Here is a 20,244-nt window from a genome sequence, read left to right as displayed (position 1 = left end):
ACCTGTTCAAAACGGACTAGTCCAAGGCTGTCGGTCACTCATACGACGGGAAGCATTAACAAGCACGAGTGAGCGCTTTGAGGGGAGCGGGGCGCTCAGGCGGGGGGAAGCTATGTCGACGGGGCAGCAGTGGCCTGATACTCCGTGGCGAGCCCTCGAGTCTCAGGGATCAGAGGTTCCCTAGTTGGCGCAACTGGTTATCCAGCAGTTTCTGATAGTTCGGCGTCAGGCCGGTGATCTCGGCGCCCCAGCTGGCATCGTGCCGCACTATGCGCCCGTCAAGAGAGGGGTTTCCCAGCAGCTCCGGGTGCAGGGACAGGCCGCGAGTCTGGGCGAGCAGCAGTTCGCTGGCAAAACCGAATACCGAAAGCTGTGCCGGCACCACCGCCAGCCCCAACTGCAGGCCGGCGGCGCGGGTGGCGCCTTGCAGTTCGCGTAATAGCAGCCCGCAGCAGACAGCCCGGAAAGCCGCATCCTCGCCGCAGAATCCGAGCCCCTGCTGCGGGCCCGCATGTTTCAGGGGCTGGGCATCGTATATGCGCCCGAGCAATTGCAGCTGCCCTTCCAGTGCCCGCTCAAGCTTCTCCAGAGCGCTGCGGTTCAACTGGTTGCCGAGCTGGGCCCAGTTTAACGGGCGCAGGTAGAGGCCGACGGCGACCTCAGGGACCGCTCGAGGCGTCGGCACCGCCTGCACCAGCGGCAGCTTGCGGCGCCGAATCAGACTCGCAGCCGCCAGCGCAGCAGCGGCGGATATCGGCAGTGCGAACACCAAGCACAGCAACAAACTAGCCCAGGGGAAAGGGATGTCCCCACCGGGTAGGAGATTGACGGTGACGCTGCCGGCGATACTGTCGTGCAGTACCACCGGCGCAGTCACCGACTCGCCGCTGTGAATGTCCCCCACCTGCGCCAGCGCATTGGACTCCACATCGCGAATGGAGACCCCTGTGATAGCCGGCAGCGCCAATACCTGTTGGCCGAGCAGCTGTATGCTGATGCGGTCGCCGGCGACGATTGGCTCTAGGCTCTGTGCGGCGAGAAACTTTGCCGCCGCCTCCGCCTCGGCGCGGTCCCTGGCAGTGGCGGCCGCTACCTGCTGGCCGTGATAGTGCCCGAGCGCTGCGCCGCAGAAGAGCGCCAGCACCAGCCAGATAAGTGCTGCCAGCAACTGCTGCTGCGCCTTCTGTGGCAGGGCTGTTATGCGTTCCGGCAATTGTTTCAGGGACAGTGAAGCGATCATAGGTTTGGCGCGTTGTTGTGTTCCTTGCGCGGATTTTAGCGAATTACCACCCCGGGGCTATAATGCGCGGTTCCATCAGTCACGGCCGCAGGGACCATTGCCATGGGCGAACAAACCACCGCACGAGAATTCCACCTGCCCCTGGAGCAGATTGCCGGCGCCTCCGCTGACGGCGCCCTGCGCTATCTGGAATACCGCGGAGACATGGCGCGCCTCGGCCTGGCAGTGAATGGCGAACCGCCCTTCGCGGATGCCGCCGCCAGCGAGCCCGCGCCACCGCCCGCCGAACCAGCACCGGTATCGGCACCCTGGTGCGTCACCCTGCTGTCCCCCGCCGTCACCCTGTCACAGCTGCGACAGCTGCTGACTTTCTTCGCGGAGCACGGTTGGCCGGTGACCGGAGTGGATACCCTGGCGCAAAGCGATACGCGCACAGTGCTGCGCTTTCAGATCGATGCGGTACTGGACTTTTCTACGGCCAAACACGCCTGCCTGCAACAGGCGGAGAAGCTCAAGGCCGACCTGGTGCTGCAACCGGGAGACAGCCAGCGGGTGCCCGCCCTGGCGGGTTTTGACATGGATTCCACACTGATCGATGCCGAAGTGATCGACGAGCTGGCAAAAATCACCGGTATCGGCGAGCAGGTTGCCGCCATCACCGAGGCCGCCATGCGCGGTCAGCTGGATTTCCGCCAGAGCTTCAAAAAGCGCATGGCGCTGCTCAAGGGCTTCCCGGAAACCCGCCTGGCGGAAATCGCCGCCGAACTGCCGCTGAAAGACGGTGCCGCAAAGCTGCTCGGTGCCCTACGCGCCCTGGGCTGCAAGACGGCGATCCTCTCCGGCGGCTTCACCTATTTCGCCCACTATCTGCAGAGGGAGCGGCTGCCGGTGGATTTTGTGCACGCCAACCAGCTGGAATTCGCGCAGGGCGCACTGACCGGCGACGTGATAGAGCCGATAGTCGACGGTGCGCGCAAACGGGCACTGCTACAGCAAATGGCGGAAGATTTGGGGCTGGGCCTGGACAGAGTGATTGCGGTAGGTGACGGCGCCAACGATATTCCGATGCTGAACCTGGGCGCTCTGGGCATCGCCATTCACCCCAAACCCAAGGTGCGTTTGGAAGCGCCCCAGGCCATTAGTGGCTTCGGATTGGATGCCGCTCTGTACCTGTTCGGCCTGAATGATGCCCAGATAGGAAAACTGACGCAGAGCGGCCTGTAGCCGCTCCGGCAAAACAGAGAAAGCTGGGGTTCAGAGATCCGCGTGGGGAAACGGCAGGCTGCGGGGTTTGTCTCGCTCCGCGCAGACATTGTTGTCACCGCTACAGCCGCCGGCCAACAGAGCCAACAGCAGCAGAGAAACCAGTCTTTTGCTCACGATAACCTCCATTCACTCGCCGAATCGCGGATTTCACAAAGTGTTCCGCGCTGAATAGCTCAGCGCGGAATTTCCCGCTAGGAAATCAGCCCTGCTCGTCTCCGTAGATAACACGGCTGTTTACCTTGACCGTCAGCGGGTGGTAGCCGGCCTTGGCGTTCTCGAAGATACGCGCGGCTTCGTCCTTCTTACCCGTCTCCACCATGGCGCGGTACAGCGGGCGCACAAATTTATTGCGGCCGATACCGGTGAGGAAGCTCTCCAGACGGGCGTAGGCGGGCTGGTAGTCGTTGCGCACGGCGATCATCAGCCAGCTGAAGGCGACCTCGTTGTTTTTGGACTCGGTGAGACCAAAGGCAGCGTCCAATTCTTTCAGCTGCTCTGCGCTCAGTTTTTCCGGCATGCCGTCGAGGAAGTATTTCCACTGGTGGAAAGTCCAGCCCTGGGTATCGATATCTCCAGCGCGGATTTTTCCGTCCAGCCACTGCTGGCGCACCGGGTCCAGCTTGCTGAAGGCGTCCGACATTGGGTGCGGGGCGCCCTCGGGAATACCCGGTTCATAGATCCACTGGCGGACCCGCGCGGCATCGAGCTTGTCCGGATACTGCTTCAACAGCGTTTTTTCCAGGTAGGCCAGGAAATCTTCCGTGGTAATGCTCTGGAAGGAGAAATGGTTGAAGTAATCGAGCAGGAAGCGGTCGAAGTTCTCGCGTCCGACTTTCTGCTCCAATTCATACAAGAAGAGAGAGCCCTTCTCATAGGGAATATTGGAAAAGGCCTCGTCAGGATCGCGACCGCGCAGGTCGATGGCCATAATCTCATCTTTGTCGGGGCGATCGGCGAGATCCGCCTGCAGGTCATCGTAGCCTAGCGCCATTTCCATCCGGTAGCGCTCATCGCCGTAGATAAGCTGCATGATGCGATTGGTCAGATAAGTGGTGAAGCCTTCGTTCAACCACAAGTCGCGCCAGGAGGCGTTGGTCACCAGGTTGCCGGACCAGGAATGCGCCAGCTCGTGGGCGATAAGCGCCACCAGGCTCTTGTCCCCGGCAATAACGGTCGGCGTGATAAAGCTCAGGCGCGGGTTCTCCATGCCGCCAAACGGGAAGCTGGGCGGCAGTATCAGAAGGTCGTAGCGATCCCAGCGGTAGGGGCCGTAAACCTTTTCGGTGGCCTCCAGCATGGATTCGGTATCTTCGAATTCCTTCGCCGCCGCATCCAGCAACACCTTTTCCGCGTAGACACCGGTGCGCTCGCCCATGGGTTTAAACTCGAGGTCGCCCACCGCGAGTGCGATCAGGTAAGAGGGGATCGGTTGCGGCATTTCAAATTCGTAAACACCGTCCTTTTCCGCCTTGGGATCGTTGTTTGCACTCATCACCGCGCGCAGCGCTTTCGGCGTGCGGATGGTGGCCTTGTAGGTAATACGCACCTGGGGGGAGTCCTGCAGCGGGACAAAACTGCGCGCGTGTGTAGGCTGAGCCTGAGTGAACAGGAAGGGATGTTTTTTGCCGGCGGTCTGCCGCGGCTCCAGCCACTGCACACCGGAAGCACCCGGAGAAGTGCGATACGCAATAGAGACGCTGGTGGCCTCCGGAGGCAGCTGTATTTCCAGCGGCGCTCCCAAATGGCTGTCCTTTTCCCCGAGGCGGAACTTCACCGGTGCCATATCTCCGCCCTGCCCCGCTTTCACCTGTTCGATTTCCAGGTCGCGGGTATCCAGTACCAGCGGCGGGTTCTCGTCGGTCAGCCGCTCGACTTGCAACACTGCCTCGCCCTCGAGCACTTTGCGCTCGAAATCCACAGTCAAATCCAGATCGAGGTGCTGTACCCGGTAGTCGCCGGTATTGGCAAGGGAGTGGTAGTCGACACCGGATTCCGGCATCGCCGCCGAAGCGTGTTGCGAGTCGGCATCTGCCGCTGTGGAGGCGGGGCTGTCCGCCCCGTCGGACGTTTTCGGTGGCTCCGATTTCGCACAGCCGCCTGCCAGCGCAAGGGCGCCGACAAACAGGCTGGTAAAGAGTAAGCGGGACATCATGGGATGGCTCCAAAAGTATTCTGCTTATTTAAATCGCGGCACAGGATACCCGAAGCACAGCAAATGATGAACGCGCCCTCAGAGAAGACGGCGCAATCAGTCGAGACTGAAGTCGAAGTTCATCTCATCCGCGGGCGGCTGTACATAGTAGCCCTGGATGTAGTCGGTGCCCGTCTGCCACAGGGTGGGCAGCATACTGGCCTGTTCGACATGAGGCACGATCACCTTGATGTCGCTCTCCCCCAGCTGCTGGATCAGATTGGCGAGGGTATCGCTACTCTCGCCCTCATCCTGCACTTCGCGCACGAATGAGGGGTCCACCTTGGCGACATCCACATTCACATGTTCCAGCGCCTTAAAGGGGTTGAGCCCAGTGCCAAAGTGACAGATAGCGACGCGACAGCCGAGCTCCCGCACCTGATTGCTGAAATCCCGGGCCGCGTGCAGATTGCTGTTGATATCCTCCTGCCGCAATTGGAAAACCACCGATTTCGGCGGCACCTTGGCGGCCTTAAAGGCCACCCCCAGCCAGGCGGGCAAGCCGCTGTCGACCAGGGAGGCGGCGGTGATATGCAGCAGCAGTGAAATATCCTTGCCGGCGGCGCGCTGCGCGGCGGCCGACTTGATGGCCGTGAGTATCACCCAGCGGTCCATTTTGCTGGAGAGGCCAGCGTCTCCCAACGCCTCGAGGAAGGCCACAGGCGCCAGTTCATCCTTGCCGTCCACCAAGCGCACCAGCACTTCATACAATTGCTCGCCAGTTCCCTGCAGGCTGAGGATGGGCTGATAGAGCAATTTCAGATTGCCGGCTTCCAGAGCCTGCACCACGCGGGCGCGGCGGTAGGTATCAACGTCACCCTCCTGGCTGGTATCCGGTTCATAGAGTGCAACTGCGCCGCCCTGCTCACTCTTCGCCAGTGCCTGGTCATGCGCCTCCAGGGCCTGATCCAACACTTTCTGGGCACCGGCGGAGGCTTCGCTGAACAGAGAAATCCCCACCGATGCGGTAATCTGCACTGTCTTGCCCGCGGCATCGAAAATAGTGTCCGCGATTTTCTTCACGATTTCCTCGGCGCGGTGTTCGGCGCTGTCCGGGGTCGTGTCCGGGATCAGCAGGCAGAAGCTCTCCTCCCCGTAACGGGCCACGATATCGCCGCGGCGCAGGCTGGACTGCAACAGTTGCGCCAGGCCTTTCAGCATGGCATCCGCGCCGGCTACGCCGACCGCCTTCTGCACGGCTTCTTCGAAGCGGTCTACCTCGATATACATCAGACCGCCAGTGCGCTGGGAACCGGCGGCGGACTTGATCGCCGAGTCGAATAGCTGCAGGAAATGCTGTCGGTTGTAGAGGCCGGTGAGCGGGTCCCGGTTTTTGATATCGCTGAGTTGCGCCTCCAGCTGCTCGGCGTCACCGCCGCGGGCGGCGATACGCACCTGCAGGCAGCGCTCTTCGTCATAGATGGTGGAGAGCACCTCGGCGCGGGTAGGCAACTGCTGGCCGGAGGCGGTTTTAGCGGTAAATTTCCACTCCTTCGCCTCCACTTCGTTATTGTCGATGGTGCACTGTTTGAGAAATTCGCGCGCCTCTTCCTGCTCGGCTTCAGCCAGCATATCAATCAACGGCTGGTACTCGACGTCCTCGTTGCTCTTGTAGCCGAAGCGCTCGGCGAAGGACTCGTTGGCATAGACGATCAATCCGTCCGAGATATAGGCGATGGCATCTTTGGAGCTATCCAGCAGTTCCTTGGCGCGCTGCAAGGTGGCGTGGTAGCGACGGTCGTGCAGACGCGCCTGCCGGCGGTTATCCAGGGCGGTCATCTCGCGCTGTATCACCAGCAGCAGGTGCTGGTCTTCGTCTACGGTGACGACATCTCGCGCCCCCAGCTTCAACCCCTCCACCACCGGTTGCGCGCCTTCGCGTTCGGTGAGCAGGATCACCGGCACGTCTTTTTGCAATTTGCTGATGGTGCGCAACGCCACCGCCGCGGGCAACTGTTTGCTACTCTCTTCGGCAATCAGCAGGTCCCAGGTTTTGTCCTGCAGTAACTTGGTCAGCGCCGCCTCACTGGCGACATGCTGGGCCCGGTTGGAACGGCCGGCATTGTGCAACATGCTTACCAGGCGCTGGGCCTCGGAAGGCGTGTCGTGGATCAGGAGAAGTCGGATGGTGTCGTTGCTGCTCATTCTACGCTCTTTGATGCCTGACTGCGGCACTACAAGTGCGGGATTTCACACAAAGCCGCGAGCCGGGTAGTTTAGGGGGCCGCGGCAGTGGGGTACAAGGGCGGAAGGAAGAGCGAAAAGCGATCCAGGTCACACAAATTCGAAAAGGCGGCTAGAGCGGCGACTTGGACCTCTGTCCCGGAATCTCCCGCACCAGCCTCGGCACCAGGTAACCGGGCATCCGGTTGCGCAACTGCTCTACCAGCCACTGGGCGCGGCCCGTCTCCACCTCAAAGTGGGCAGCCCCCTGCACCCGATCCAGTTGGTGCAAGTAGTAAGGCAGGACGCCGGCATCGAAAAGTGCTTCGCTCAGGTCTGCCAGCGCGCCGACACTGTCGTTGACGCCACGGAGCAGCACGGCCTGATTGAGCAGGGTCACGCCACCGGCGCGGAGCTTTGCCAGCGCGGCCTGCACTTCGCCATCGATTTCATTGGCGTGGTTGCAGTGCAGCACCAACACCGGCTTCAGGCGCGTGCTGGTAAACCAGTGGACCAGCTCATCGGTTATCCGGCTGGGAACGACAATCGGCAGGCGACTGTGCACCCGCAGCTTGTCCAGGTGCTCGATCTCTGCCAGCTCCTGCGTCAGCCGGGCTAACTGGCGGTCTCCCAGTACCAGCGGATCGCCACCACTGAGAATCACTTCGCGCAGCTCGTCTCGTTCGCGGATATAGTCCAGCGCCTCCTGCCAGCGCCCCCCGCTCAGGTGGTTGTCGCCATAGGGGAACTGGCGGCGGAAGCAGTAGCGGCAATTGACCGCGCACTGGCCCGCGGCGATCAGCAGCAAGCGGCCGCGGTACTTGTGCACCACACCTGGCACCGGATTGGCACGCGCTTCGTCAAGGGGGTCGGCGCTAAAGCCCGTATTGACCTGCAGCTCCGGCGCACCCGGCAACACCTGCAGCAACAGCGGGTCGCTCGGGTCCCGGCGGCGCATGCGTTTCAAGAACGGCCTAGGCACCCGCAGAGGGAAGTCGCCGCTGGCGCGCAGGGCTTGGGGCAGCTGGGCCGGGTCCAGGCCCAGCAACTCGATCAATTCCGCGGGGTCGGTCACGAGGTCCGCCAGCTCCTCCTGCCAGCGTCGCTGTTCCAGAACGGTTATTTCGCCCACTGCTGCGTTTCGCGCCATACCTCCCCCGGGTGGAAAAAAGCGCATTGTAACAGTGGCACAACCCAAACGGCGAAACCGACCCGAAACCAACTACAGAATTCGCGCAGATTGAACGGCGCTGATTAACACTGCTAGCGGTCTCCGACACCCCTCAATTCTGCTAGGTGACGCCCCTCCCTCCCTTAAATAGTCTGCAGTCAATTCAAACGGCCGCCGGTTGTAGGCAGGGAAGCCTTCCGCAGTTGTTGTGCTCTCTCTGTCCCCGCGCAAGCCGCCAAGGAAGTGCCGATCCCGGTCGACGGTTAATCCAACCACCAGCAAGTCAGGAAACCGATATGGAACAAGTGCAGAGCAAACGCCCAGCCGCGGAAAAAACCTCTCGCAAGAATGGCGCAGCCAAGGCAACACCGTCCAAACGCGGCCCCACCACGCCACTCGAACCGGCGGCGCCAGCCAACACTGCGCTCTTCCCGGTTACAACCGAAGTTCCACAAAGCCGTGAACATTTACTCTGGTACGACTCCCGCGTGCTGGCGACCATGGACGAGGACTCAAGCAAAGCGATCGTCCAACGCCTGGGGCAAGGCCGCTACAACGGCATAGTGCTTTACGCCGACAATATCGCAGAAATGGACAAAGCGGTTTCACCGCGCCTGCAGCGGATACTGCATTTGGAAACCCTTGAGGACTGGAATCACTTCACCGAAAAGGCCGGGGCTGAAAGTGACGGCAAGCGCGTGGCGGTTATTTCCAGCTATGAGCCTCAAGTACTGAACGCGGCCCGGGCAGCTGGATTCCGCACCAGCCTCCGCATGCATGTGGACAATGCCACCAGCCTGCACGCCTCCTTTCACCTGGGAATGCACTTCGACCACCTAATGGTCTCTTTTAAAGATCCCACCAATATCCCCCTGGAATTGGTCATCGCAGAACTGCACAAAACCAATACGGTTCTGCTGAAGGAGGTGCACCAGGATGTGGACGATGCGGTCATTGCCCTCGGCGTGCTCGAACTAGGCAGCGACGGCGTACTGACCTCCTTTACAACAATGGAACAGTTCGACCGCTTCGCCAGCAAAATGGACGCCCAAGCGTCGCCCAGGATCGAAATCCAGGTGGGTGTGATCGACCGCATTACCCACCTGGGACTGGGCTACCGCGCCTGCATAGACACCTCCCACATGTTCAACCCGGATGAAGGCATACTGGTGGGTTCCACCTCCACCGGCGGCATCCTCTGCTGCCCGGAAGTGTTCCATCTTCCTTACATGGAGCTGCGTCCCTTCCGCATCAACGCTGCCTCGGTGCACAGCTATGTCTTTCAGAGCAACGACCGCACCAGCTACATCAGCGAACTGCGCGCCGGCAGTCAGCTGACTACGGTAAACGCCCGCGGCGAGACCCGGCAGATTTACGTAGGGCGCACAAAAACCGAGATACGGCCACTGCTGCTAATCGAGGCGACCTTCCCGGAGAACCGCAAAGTCAACATCATCATGCAGGATGACTGGCACGTGCGGATTTTTTCCGACGAGGCCAAACCCCTCAACGTCACCGAACTCAAGCCCGGCGACCGCGTACTCGGTTTTGGTACCGAACCGGGGCGCCACGTGGGCGTAAAAGTCGATGAACACATCATCGAACTTTGATTCCTCCACCCGGTGGGCAGGGCTATCCCCGGCGACGCCCACCGCTTCCCCATCAACCGGATAGAAAAGGAGAGTGGAAGTGCATCAGGTACTGATTACCGGCGCCACCGGCTTTGTCGGCAGCGCCCTGGCCGCGAATCTTCTGGCCCGAGGTGCCAAAGTGACCGCCGTATCCCGCAATGACCCCGACGGCGTGCGGACCACAGAGGCAATACTGACCGCGGCCCGCGGATGCGGGCTTGACGTGAGCGGCGCAGTAAAACATCACCTGCGGGTACTCAATATCAACTTCGCCGACCTGGAGGGTGAGCTAGCCAACGCCGGACTGGAGGAAATCACCGAAATTTGGCACGTGGCCGCGGAGATGAGCTACTCCGCCCACAAATTGGGGACCTCCTTCGATACCAACGTCGGCAACAGCGCGCGCCTGTACGAAACCGCCGTGCGCTGCGCCCCCCGCTGCCGCCGTTTCTACTATGTATCCACCGCCTATGTCGCCGGTATGGCCGGCGGCCCGGTGCGCGAGGAATTGCACGCCAGGGGCCGCATGGTCAACACCTACCAAGTCACCAAGTGGAGCACGGAACAATCGCTGCATCTGCTGTATCTGCGCTGCGGCCTGCCAATCACAGTCTTCCGCCCAACGGTGGTGGTCGGACACCGCCACACCGGTTGGGCGCACCGCAACGGCTTCGGTTTTTACATGTTCCAGGACGCGATGATCGCCATCGCCGCTGCCGGTCACAGAGAAATCACCGTAGATCTGCTGCCGGAGGCGCGGCCAGATTTGGTTCCGATCGACCAACTCTGCACCGACGCCTGCGCCCTGACACTGCGCAGAGATACCGGTGACACCTTCGAGGTATTCCACTCCAGCGGCGGTATTCAAGTGCGCATGGAGGAAATCGTGCGCATCTGGGGACAGGTGGCCGGTATCGACGCCCGCCTTGGCACCCCCACTACCGCAATGGAACAAAAATTCGACCGCGCCGTGGCCCCCAACCGCCCCTTCGCGCGCACCGAGTGGCAATTCCAGCGCTCCCGCCTGGATGCCGCCATCGACCTCGAACAGCCGGTGCAACCACTTTCGCGCGACGAACTCCACGCCCTTTGCCGCTGGTATGCAAACGAGTCTTCCACCGCGAACGAAGGCAACGCAGCAAGAGTGGCCGAAGCCATCTAAGGGACCCAAAGTGACCAGCCTGACCACCTCTGCAACCACCGACGACAGCCTTGCCGGCAAACGCGCCCTGGACGCGCTGGCCGAAGTATTCATACACCTCGGCGATATGGCCAACGTCAACACCAATCAGTTACTGATTGTCAGTGGCCGGCTGGATCCCCTGGCACTGGAACAGAGTGTGCAGCGCGCAGTGGCGCAGATCCCATTATTGCGCTACCGCCCGGACGTCGGTCAGCTGCGCCCCTTCGATACTTCCACCACCCGCTGGGTGAAGCACCTTGAATACGCCGCCCCCTGTGATTTCAACGACGCAGCCTTCCGCCACTTGTTAATGAATTTCAGTTCAGAGCATCGCCTGCGCTGGCGCGAGCGGCCGCCACTGCAGTTGCTGCTGGTTACCGGCAACGGCGGCCACAATTCCTGCGTTTATCTGAGCAGTCATCACGGCGTCGCCGATGCCCGCAGCGACTGCCTGCTATTGCGCGCCATCATCGGGCACTACGCCCATATTACCGGGGTACCCGGTGCCACAGCCCCCGGAGGCGAACTGCCTTTCGCGCCCCTGGCGGAAATACGCCCCGGCTGGTTCCGCCCGCGAGTGCGTGGACACCGCTGGCTGCGGGCCCTGGGCAGTGTCGTTGCGGATTTACTGCACCGCGATATCGGCTTCACCGTACAACTTCAGGGACAGCGCTGGGAGGGGATGGCAGCCGATCCAGATATAGGACAGCTGGACTTTTTTCACAGTCTGCTGCCACGGGAACTGGAGGCGCGTCTGGGACCAGCGGCCAAAAGCGCAGGGGTCACCATTAACACCCTTCTATGCGCGGCGCTGGCGCGGTTAATGGAGTCCACTGGCAGCCACCATCGCGGCACACTGCGCATCACTTGTGCCATCAGCCTGCGGCGCCTGATCGAGCATCACCACGACCGCAGTTTCCGCAACTACCTGGTGCCCAGCGGCATCCGCCTGCGCACTGGCCAACAAACTCCAGCCCTGCTGCACAACCTGCATACAGCTATTTGCCGGGCGCGCAGCGACCGGCAAATAGGCACTGAACTCGGACGGCTGGAAATCCTGCTGCCACTGCTGCGGCTGCGCTCCCTGCGCGGCCCCGCGCGACACCTGCTGAATCTGTGCCAGGGCACCAACGCCTGCTACTCGAATCCGGGGCGCATCGAGGAGGACTTTTCCTCCTTCGGTTCCAGCGAACACCGCACCCAAAGTTACCTGGGCTTCGGCTGCCTGGTACCCCCGTACGATTTCATTCTGTACACGCCCACCGTCAACGGCCGCATGCAATTGGACCTGGTTTACCGCCGCGCGGCCTTCAGAGATATCCACAGGGAATTCGCCGCACCCTATCTAGACGCCCTGCGGCACCTGTTGGAAGAGCTGCAATCCCCACCCAGGAGATAAAGCCAAGATGATGAGCTACGCAATCGCCGCTATCGCCACCCTGCTTTTCGCCTACCTACTCTTCGCCGCCGCACAGCTGGGCTACTTCGGCCGCCTGTCTCTGCTGGCCCGCTGGGACGATCGCGTAGACCGCGCGCTGGAATTCGCTATGCGCCGCCACGGCGACCGGAAGCTGGTGGAGCTGACCAGCCCCCTGAGCTGGACAGACGAACTGCACTGGAGCACCCCTCGGATTCTGACCACAGTGAAAAAACTGTCCGCCTGCTGGCACCATTTGGGGGTCGAACAAGGGGACCGAGTGGCCATCTACAAGGCCAACCAGTTCGACTACTTTCTATTTTCTGTAGCCGCACTGCGCATCGGCGCCATCGCAGTACCGATCAACGCCAATTTGGCCGCGGACACAGCCGCTGGCTATATGGAGCGGCTGGGTGTGCGGCTACTGATCACCGACAGTGATGCCTGGTGGAAACTGACAGGGCAGGGAGAAGAACTTCTATCACAGGATATCCGACAGATAGTGCTAACGGACACGCCCCGTCATGCTGGCTGTCATCGCGTACACAGCTTGACGCGGCTGCTGGATGAAGCACTGCCCACGCCCCCCGAGCGCCCCCGAGGCCCCGAAGATCCCCTCTACATAGTGCACACTTCCGGCACCACCGGCGTCCCCAAGGGCGTGATCCTCAAGCAGGAGGGCTTAGCCCAGTCGCTGCGCTCCATCATTCTGTTCAACCCCGTTTCCACCCGCGATCTGGCCTGCTTCGCGCTGCCGTTGAATCACCAGGTTTCACACCTCTATCTGCACGGGGTGCTGTTAATGGGCGTGCGTTGCATAGTCAACCCTCAAATGGCGGCCCCCGAGCTGGTACGCCAGCTGCACGAGCGAAAACCCACTGTGTTTTTCGGATTCCCAATCACCTACACACGCCTGCTGGAAGCTGGGGTCACGGATCAGCCGCTGGACAGTGTGCGCATCTGGGGCACAACCGCGGACGCCAGCCACGAGGTACAGCAGCGCGCCCTAATTCCCCACGGTTCCTTTTTTACCCGCCTCGGTATCCCGCTGAAAGGCTCACTGTTTGTCGACGGCCTAGGCTCCAGCGAGGTGGGCATCGCCGCCCTGCTGCGTATCGCCACCCCCTGGACCAAGAAATTCTCCCGCCGAGTGGGGCGCCGAACGCCACTCGGCCCCGAGATAAAAATCGCTGACGCCGATGGTGTCCCGGTCCCCAGAGGCGAGGTCGGTCGTCTGATGATTCGGGGCAAGAGCATGTTCGGCGGCTATTGGAATGCCCACGACATTTTCTATTCCGCTACCCGCGATGGCTGGTGGTTCACTGGCGACATGGTGTGCGAAGGCGAAGACGGTGAACTGGTGCACCTGGATCGCGAGGTAGACGTGATGCACACCGCCCGCGGTCCCGTATATACCCTGCCACTCGAAGAGATAGTGCTGAAGCAGGAGGGCGTTTTAGACACCTGCGTCTTCGGCGTCCGCCCGCGCGCAAATGGACCGGAAGTACCCGCAGCAGTGGTTGCCCCACAGGCCAATGTGCGTATCCCCGACGCGGAAACCCTGCGGCGCACACTAAACGCCCTCCTGCCCGAGGAACAACAGCTGATCCACCTGTGGGTGATTAGCTGGGAAGAGTTCCCAATAGGTGCCACCGGCAAAACCCTCAAGCGACACCTGCGCGAACGCTACAACACCCTGCTGCAGGCACAACAGAAACCCATAGCGGAGGCGGCTCCATGCGAAGCCAGTGCACTGCAGTCCGCCTGATTCCAGCACTACTGACCGCCGCGATCTGCGCCGCGCCGTCAGCCGCCGATAACGACTGGGCCTTTGACAGCAGCGGCGGGCAAAAAACCTGGAGCTCCGACTACGAGCTCACACTGCAGTTGATCCGGGAGCGCGAACAACTCTTCGCCCCTCTTTCCACATCCTGGAGCGGCGGTGACAACACCGAGCGCAGCGCCGCCGAGCTGCGCCTAGACCTGCAGCTGCGCTGCAATAGGAAGCCCTGCGACGGCACGCGCGTGGTTCTAAAACCGCGCCTGGCCCTGGAAGACGACGAGCGGCCTCAGGCCATGCCGGACCCGCATCCCGATTGGCTCGCCGAAGGCTATCTGCTGCGCGAACTGGACGGCGGCAGCCGCATCGGCGCCGGCAAGCGCCTGATTGGCTGGGGGCCATCGCTACTTTACAGCCCCACCAACCGCCTGTTTCCCGACAACGGCGCCGTAACCCCCCGCCGCGATATCCCCGGTAAACCCATGCTCTTCGCAAGCACCACTATTACATCCCGCGGCCGCGCCAACCTACTATTGGCGGACCCACGACTTGACCCGGTGGACGGCATTGAGAGCGGCGGCACCTTCACCCTGGCTCGCGCCGAGTGGAACTGGGTGGAGAGCCGCATCGCCACCCTGGGTGCTGTAGCTGGCGGCGGCGGCGGTTTCCGACCCTATATCGGCGGCTATTTCCAACACGGTCTCGGTGAAGCCTGGACCATTGGCATTGAAGCATCCGCATCGCGCGGCTATGCCGAGACCGCCAGCGGCGCCGAGCCACTGGCACAGAACCGCTCACGCTGGCGTTGGGACGGCGTTTTCAATCTGCGCTACGGCGCCACATCCGGCGCAGAGACAGGCCTCGAACTCATCTACAACGGCTATGCCCAGAGCGATAAGGAACTACTAAATCCCACACTCGCCGCCCTACCTTCAGCCGGGCGGGGCCCCTCCAGAAATAGGCCTCTGCACCCCTTCGCACAGCGCCACTACGCGCTGCTGCAAACCACCTGGCCAAAGTTGTTCGGCGACCGCCGCTGGGGCCTGACCGCACGACTGCTACAGGGTTTGGATTCCGCCAGCAGCAGTAGCTTCGCGGAGCTTTCTTACAGCCCCAGCGACGACGCCACCGTTTATTTGGGACTCTCGCGCAGTCGTGCTGGCAAAGCGCTGGAAATGAGTCAGCCGGTTACCCGCAGCGCTTATTTGGCTCTGGACGCCTTCTTCTGATGGGAAACACAACAGCGAAATTTAAGGAGAGAGGAAATGAATTTGGTGGAATTCGAATCGGTCACCAAGCGCTACCGACTCGGCGAAGTGGAGGTCACCGCTTTGGACGCTGTCAACTTTGCCGTACGCCGTGGTGACTTTGTCGCCATCACCGGGCCCAGCGGCAGCGGAAAGACCACAATGTTGAACCTTATCGGCTGCCTGGACAGTCCCTCGTCAGGGGAAATCCGCGTATCCGGCCGCCCCGTCAGCAGTCTCGATGACCATGCTCTGGATCAACTGCGCAGCCGCACCTACGGCATCATCTTTCAGAATTTCAATCTGGTGCCGGTACTGACCGCTCTGGAAAACGTCATGCTGCCGCTCCATTTACACAAGATTTCCCAAGAAGAGCGGCGGATGCGCGCCTGCGCGGCCCTGGCTGCCGTCGGTCTGACCCGCTTCGCGGACTTCCGTCCCGACCAGTTGTCCGGTGGCCAGCGCCAGCGGGTCGCGGTCGCCCGCGCCCTGGTCACAGAACCCAAACTGATTCTGGCCGACGAGCCCACCGCCAGCCTCGACACCCCCAGTGCCCTCTCATTGGTGGAATTGATGAAAGAGCTGAACACCGAGCGGCGGGTGACCTTCGTCTTTTCCACCCACGACCAAAGACTGCTGCAACACGTCAGTCGAGTTGTTGAGCTCCGCGACGGCAAATTATCTGCTGACCGCCCCACCGCCGGCGACAAAGCCGACACCTCTGTATTACCAAGCAAAGACAGCGAGGTGGCGTAATGTGGTCCATGGCTTTCCGCAACCTCTACCGCGATCGCAGGCGCACCCTGGCCACCATCATCGCTGTGAGCGCGGGTCTGTTCGCAGTGCTGATGTTTCTCGGCTATATCCGCTTCGTGGAGAGCTCCCTGGCCTCAGTGGTCATCTACCGCGATGCCAATGCGCATGTGCAGGTCTACCGCAAAGACGGCCCGGAACAATTGGCGGCGAGTCCGGCACAGTACTCGCTCGACAGCGCGGAGCAGGCGTTGATTCACCGCACCGCCGCCGAATTGACGCATTTTGTGCGCGCTTCCAATCAGTTGATGGGTGTCGGCATGGCACAAGCGGACAGCGAAAGCGCCGTTTTCCTCGCCCGCGGCGTAGATCCTGAGTTCGAAACCGCGCTACAGCAACACAGTCCGCTGGCCGCATCACCCCCGCCCCGAAATGGTCTGCTGCTTACCACTCAGTTGCAGGACCTGCTCGGCCGCCCGGATAAAGGCAGTTATCTGCAGTTGTTCGGCGCCTCCTACGCCAACCGCATGAACGCCATAGAGGCGCCACTGACTGGCGACTTTTCCACCGGCATTGAAGCCATCGAAGACAAAGGGCTCAAAGCACCTCTGGATTTGCTGCAGTCCCTGTACGACACCGATGCCGTCTCGCGGGTGGTTATCCAACTAGACGACCGCGTTCACAGCGGCGCCTTCCGCAACCAATTGGCGGCGGCGCTGGAGCGGCAGCAACCCGGCCGCTTCGAAGTCACCACCTGGGACCACCCGCAAATAGGCCAGCTTTACACCAGCTTTATGGGATTCTTCACCATGGTGTTCGCCTTCACCGGTATCGTCGTGTTCACCATTGCGCTCACTACCATCCAGCACACGGTGGCGATGAACGTGGCCGACCGAACCCGCGAGATTGGCATTCTGCGCTCCCTCGGGTTCAGCCGCGGACGCATCGCCGGGCTGTTCGTGCGCGAGAGTCTATTAACAACCCTGGCGGCAGCGCTGGTCGCCACCGCTCTCGCCTACACGGTCATCGCCGCACTGGCACTGATCGGTGTGCAAACCCAGCTGCCGCGCATCGCTGAACCCACCGCGCTGACCCTACAGCTGCCGCCCACCTGGGCTATCGGCGCCATCGCCTGCGCCTGTGCGGGAATCACTCTTGGCGCCTTACTCACCGCGCGCAAACGAGTCGGAGGCGAAGTGCGCCCCGGGCGCCGCGGCGTGCCCCTGACCCGCATGTTGGCATCCGCCGCCTGCCTGCTGCTGGCCCTGCCGTTAACGGCGCCCGCCGAGGAGGTGCCGGATGAGGAAACCATGCGCAACTGGCTCAAACAGGCTGACCTGGCTCGCGGTGGCTGGGGCAGTTATATGTGGAAGCTGAGCATACACACCGAAGACCCGGCTGGCGCTACGGACACCGACTACGATATCGCCGTGCGGAACGGCCGCGCCCTGGCGATGACCACCGCGCCGCGGCGCTACCGCGGGGAAAAGATACTCATCGCCTCCCGGGCCATGTGGTACGCGAAGCCGGGCCTGCGCAAACCGATCAGCATCAGTCCCCAGCAGCGCCTGGTGGGCGAAGCAGCCAATGGTGACATTGCCGCGACTCAATACGCCCGGGACTACACCCCAGAGTATTTGGGGCCAGTGGAGTTGGACGGCATCCCCTGCCACAAGCTGAAACTTACCGCCGCCACGGACAGCGCCACCTATGAAGCCATTATCTACTACCTAGATCGGCGCAGCCGCCTCGGCGTCAGGGCCGAATTTCTGACCGCCAGCGGCATGCCCCTCAAAGTGGCGCATTTTGAGTACGGCAACCGGGTACAGATCAACGGCGAAGCGCGGCTCTTTGTATCGCGCATGAAAATCGTCAACGCCAACTTCCCCGAGCGCTACAGCCTTCTCCAGTACGACCAGGTGATACCCGCTGATCCTCCGGAAAGCCTGTTTTCCGTCGACACACTGATGACCCTTTAGGAGCACAGATATGCCTGTCAAACTGTTGCTGACCATGTCCCTGCGCAACCTGTGGCGACACGGGCGCAAATCCCTCGGCACCTTTATCGTGATGACGGTTTCCGTGCTCGCCTTGTGCCTGCTGTCCGGCTATACGCAATCCAACGTAGAACTGATCCGCGACGCTTTCATGCGCTGGGGCGCCCGCGGTCACTTGGTGATTGAGCGCCCCGCTTCCGAACTCGCCCGCAGGGTCGAGGGTGCGGGACAGCTTCCGCTGACCGCGGAAATTCAGCGCCGCATTGAAGCGGTACTGGACGAAGAGCCGCAACTGCAAACCCACGCGCGCGTTCTGCGCATTTCCGGAATGGTGTCAAACACCAAGGTGAGCACCATCTTCGCCGGCATTGGCCAGGACGTGGAGGCAATTCGCGCGATCAAGGGGCCGGCCTACGAATACGATGTGGTCGCCGGCACCCCACTGTGGATGGAAACCCGCCCGCAACCGCTGGTGCTCGGCCAAGGCCTCGCAGCCATTCTCGGCTGCGATGTGCCGGATGTGGGGTTCGCACCATTGCAGCCCGGCGACACTCCCCAATCGCGGCCACTCGAATGTCCCCCCGGAGCCCTGGAGCTGACCGCGACCACCCGCGGCACGGCGCGTGTCAACGCAGTACGCGCACAGCCCACCGGGATCATGGACTGGGGTATCAAGGAAATTAACGACCGCCTGGTTGTGATGCCCATGGGCGATGCCCAGGCGCTGCTCAACACCACTGATGTCAGCGAGTACCACCTGCTGCTCAAAGACGGCAGCGACGAGGCCGCCGCACGGGCACGTATCGCCACCGCCCTGGCCGAAGCGGGCCTGGAAGATGTGGCAGTCTTTCTCTGGTCCGACCGCGCTGCCTTCTACCAGCAAGTCAAAGCAGTGCTCGGCGGCTTCCTCAATTTTATCGCCCTCATTGCCTGCGCCATCGGTTTCACCAGCCTCCTAAACGCCAGCCACATGAATTTTATCCAGCGATCACGCGAGTTCGCGACGCTGCGCAGCCTCGGTTTCACCCGCCGCTTTGTGTTGGCGCTAACCGCGCTGGAAAACAGCTGGTTGGCCCTGGGCGCGGCGCTGGCGGGCATAGGCGCCACCGCCGCTATTGTCTGGACGGTACGCGAGGCGCAGATCATGTGGACACCGCCCGGCTCCAGCAACGCGGTACCGATCGATCTGGCCTGGGTTCTTCCCACGTATGTGGCCGCGCTGATGGGAGTAGTACTGCTCGCGGTGATCGCCAGCGCAATTCCAACCCACAAGATAATGAGACGGCCGATCCGCGCAGTGCTCTCCGACGCGTAACGCCGCCACTTTCGCACCAAAGGAGAAATTTCAATGACTGAAATGGCACGCAAACGGCGCTGGAAACGCTTTATAGACCAGGAATCCGGCAAGGCCCTAGTGGTCCCCCTGGACCACGGACTGACCATGGGACCCATCCCCGGTATCCACAGCCCGGAGGAAATTGAGCGCTGGCTCAGTGCCGAAATCGCCACCGGCGTAGTGCTGCACAAGGGCTACGCCGAACGCATTGGCGGGGGCCTGGGCTGCGGCATGGTGATCCACCTGAACGGCTCGCTCAACATAGATGAACAGCCGGACCTCAAACAGCTGGTGACCTCGGTCGAAGCGGCCGTCCGACTAGGGGCGGATGCCGTTTCAGTGCAGACAAATTTCTCCCCCGCAACGGCCTCCCACAACCTGCGCCTGATAGGTCGGGTGGTGGACGAGGCTCACAGCTGGGGGCTGCCAGTACTTAGCATGGTGTACGACAAAACCCGGCGCGACGACCGCGCCCTCGAACACCTGCGCCACTTTATGCGCGCAGCTGTCGAGCTCGGTGTCGACGCACTCAAAGTAGCGCCACCTGCGCAACTGGAACGCATCCCCGAAGTGCTCGACGGGGTGCAGAACCACACCCCGGTGCTGTTTGCCGGCGGCGCCCTGGCCGAGGAAAACGCACTATTGGCGCTGGCAGCCGCCGTAGTGCGACACGGCGCAGAAGGCATCTGCGTAGGCCGCAACGTGTTCCAGCGTGCCGCGCCGGCGCTCACGCTGCAGCGCCTGCTGCAGGTATTCCGCACCGGTGCGATTACCGATATCCGTTTCACTTGTCCGCCGACACAGCGGGAGCGGGAGACCGAATTGGCCGTGTGAGCAGCCCCCTCAAAAACGCGAAGGAACAACAGAAA

The 20,244-nt window shown here is 61.8% G+C and carries 15 protein-coding genes; 10 read left to right on the top strand and 5 right to left on the bottom strand.

From position 1 onward, the window contains the following. Window positions 1-169: 169 nt before the first annotated feature. Entirely contained in the window at window positions 170-1,240 is a 1,071-nt protein-coding gene (locus tag BM155_RS08160; RefSeq protein WP_074902316.1) for a hypothetical protein, read from the bottom strand. A 102-nt stretch (window positions 1,241-1,342) separates the two neighbouring features. Between BM155_RS08160 and serB the strand changes: the two genes are divergently transcribed. Next, window positions 1,343-2,464, top strand: a complete 1,122-nt coding sequence (serB, locus tag BM155_RS08155) for a phosphoserine phosphatase SerB (RefSeq protein WP_067150604.1) — start codon at window positions 1,343-1,345, stop codon at window positions 2,462-2,464. A gap of 30 nt (window positions 2,465-2,494) precedes the next feature. Here serB and BM155_RS17690 read toward each other — a convergent pair whose 3' ends face one another. From BM155_RS17690 to epmB, 4 genes are all read right to left on the bottom strand, one after another. Beyond that, a complete protein-coding gene (locus BM155_RS17690; protein ID WP_265966517.1) occupies window positions 2,495-2,620 on the bottom strand; it encodes a hypothetical protein in 126 nt (41 codons plus the stop codon). Between the two features lie 85 nt (window positions 2,621-2,705). Further along, window positions 2,706-4,658 (bottom strand): M1 family metallopeptidase, encoded by a 1,953-nt coding sequence (locus BM155_RS08150; protein ID WP_074902313.1) that lies wholly within the window; start codon window positions 4,656-4,658, stop codon window positions 2,706-2,708. Window positions 4,659-4,754: 96 nt separating this feature from the next. Continuing rightward, window positions 4,755-6,842, bottom strand: a complete 2,088-nt coding sequence (locus BM155_RS08145; protein ID WP_067150598.1) for an EAL domain-containing protein — start codon at window positions 6,840-6,842, stop codon at window positions 4,755-4,757. Between the two features lie 151 nt (window positions 6,843-6,993). Then, a complete protein-coding gene (epmB, locus tag BM155_RS08140) occupies window positions 6,994-8,010 on the bottom strand; it encodes an EF-P beta-lysylation protein EpmB (RefSeq protein WP_067150595.1) in 1,017 nt (338 codons plus the stop codon). A 317-nt stretch (window positions 8,011-8,327) separates the two neighbouring features. Between epmB and BM155_RS08135 the strand changes: the two genes are divergently transcribed. From BM155_RS08135 to BM155_RS08095, 9 genes are all read left to right on the top strand, one after another. After that, complete coding sequence (locus BM155_RS08135; RefSeq protein WP_217641467.1) at window positions 8,328-9,641, top strand: 3-dehydroquinate synthase II domain-containing protein; 1,314 nt, start codon at window positions 8,328-8,330, stop codon at window positions 9,639-9,641. A gap of 79 nt (window positions 9,642-9,720) precedes the next feature. Further along, on the top strand, window positions 9,721-10,824 hold the full coding sequence (locus BM155_RS08130) for an SDR family oxidoreductase (RefSeq protein ID WP_175487773.1): 1,104 nt from the start codon (window positions 9,721-9,723) through the stop codon (window positions 10,822-10,824). Window positions 10,825-10,834: 10 nt separating this feature from the next. Beyond that, window positions 10,835-12,244, top strand: coding sequence for a hypothetical protein (locus BM155_RS08125; RefSeq protein ID WP_074902307.1), 1,410 nt, complete (start codon window positions 10,835-10,837; stop codon window positions 12,242-12,244). A gap of 7 nt (window positions 12,245-12,251) precedes the next feature. Continuing rightward, entirely contained in the window at window positions 12,252-14,030 is a 1,779-nt protein-coding gene (locus BM155_RS08120; protein WP_074902304.1) for a class I adenylate-forming enzyme family protein, read from the top strand. After that, window positions 14,000-15,271, top strand: a complete 1,272-nt coding sequence (locus BM155_RS08115; protein WP_067150583.1) for a hypothetical protein — start codon at window positions 14,000-14,002, stop codon at window positions 15,269-15,271. The genes BM155_RS08120 and BM155_RS08115 overlap by 31 nt, the downstream gene beginning before the upstream one ends. Window positions 15,272-15,307: 36 nt before the next feature. Then, window positions 15,308-16,045, top strand: a complete 738-nt coding sequence (locus tag BM155_RS08110; RefSeq protein ID WP_074902300.1) for an ABC transporter ATP-binding protein — start codon at window positions 15,308-15,310, stop codon at window positions 16,043-16,045. Further along, a complete protein-coding gene (locus BM155_RS08105) occupies window positions 16,045-18,021 on the top strand; it encodes an outer membrane lipoprotein-sorting protein (protein WP_074902297.1) in 1,977 nt (658 codons plus the stop codon). Before BM155_RS08110 ends, BM155_RS08105 begins: the two co-directional genes overlap by 1 nt. Before the next feature lie 10 nt (window positions 18,022-18,031). Beyond that, complete coding sequence (locus BM155_RS08100; RefSeq protein WP_074902294.1) at window positions 18,032-19,354, top strand: ABC transporter permease; 1,323 nt, start codon at window positions 18,032-18,034, stop codon at window positions 19,352-19,354. A 33-nt stretch (window positions 19,355-19,387) separates the two neighbouring features. Next, entirely contained in the window at window positions 19,388-20,209 is an 822-nt protein-coding gene (locus BM155_RS08095) for a class I fructose-bisphosphate aldolase (RefSeq protein ID WP_074902291.1), read from the top strand. The last annotated feature ends 35 nt before the right edge of the window (window positions 20,210-20,244 follow it).

The sequence above is a fragment of the Microbulbifer thermotolerans genome, assembly GCF_900112305.1.
Lineage (GTDB): Bacteria > Pseudomonadota > Gammaproteobacteria > Pseudomonadales > Cellvibrionaceae > Microbulbifer > Microbulbifer thermotolerans.
This window is presented reverse-complemented; position numbering and strand designations above follow the sequence as displayed.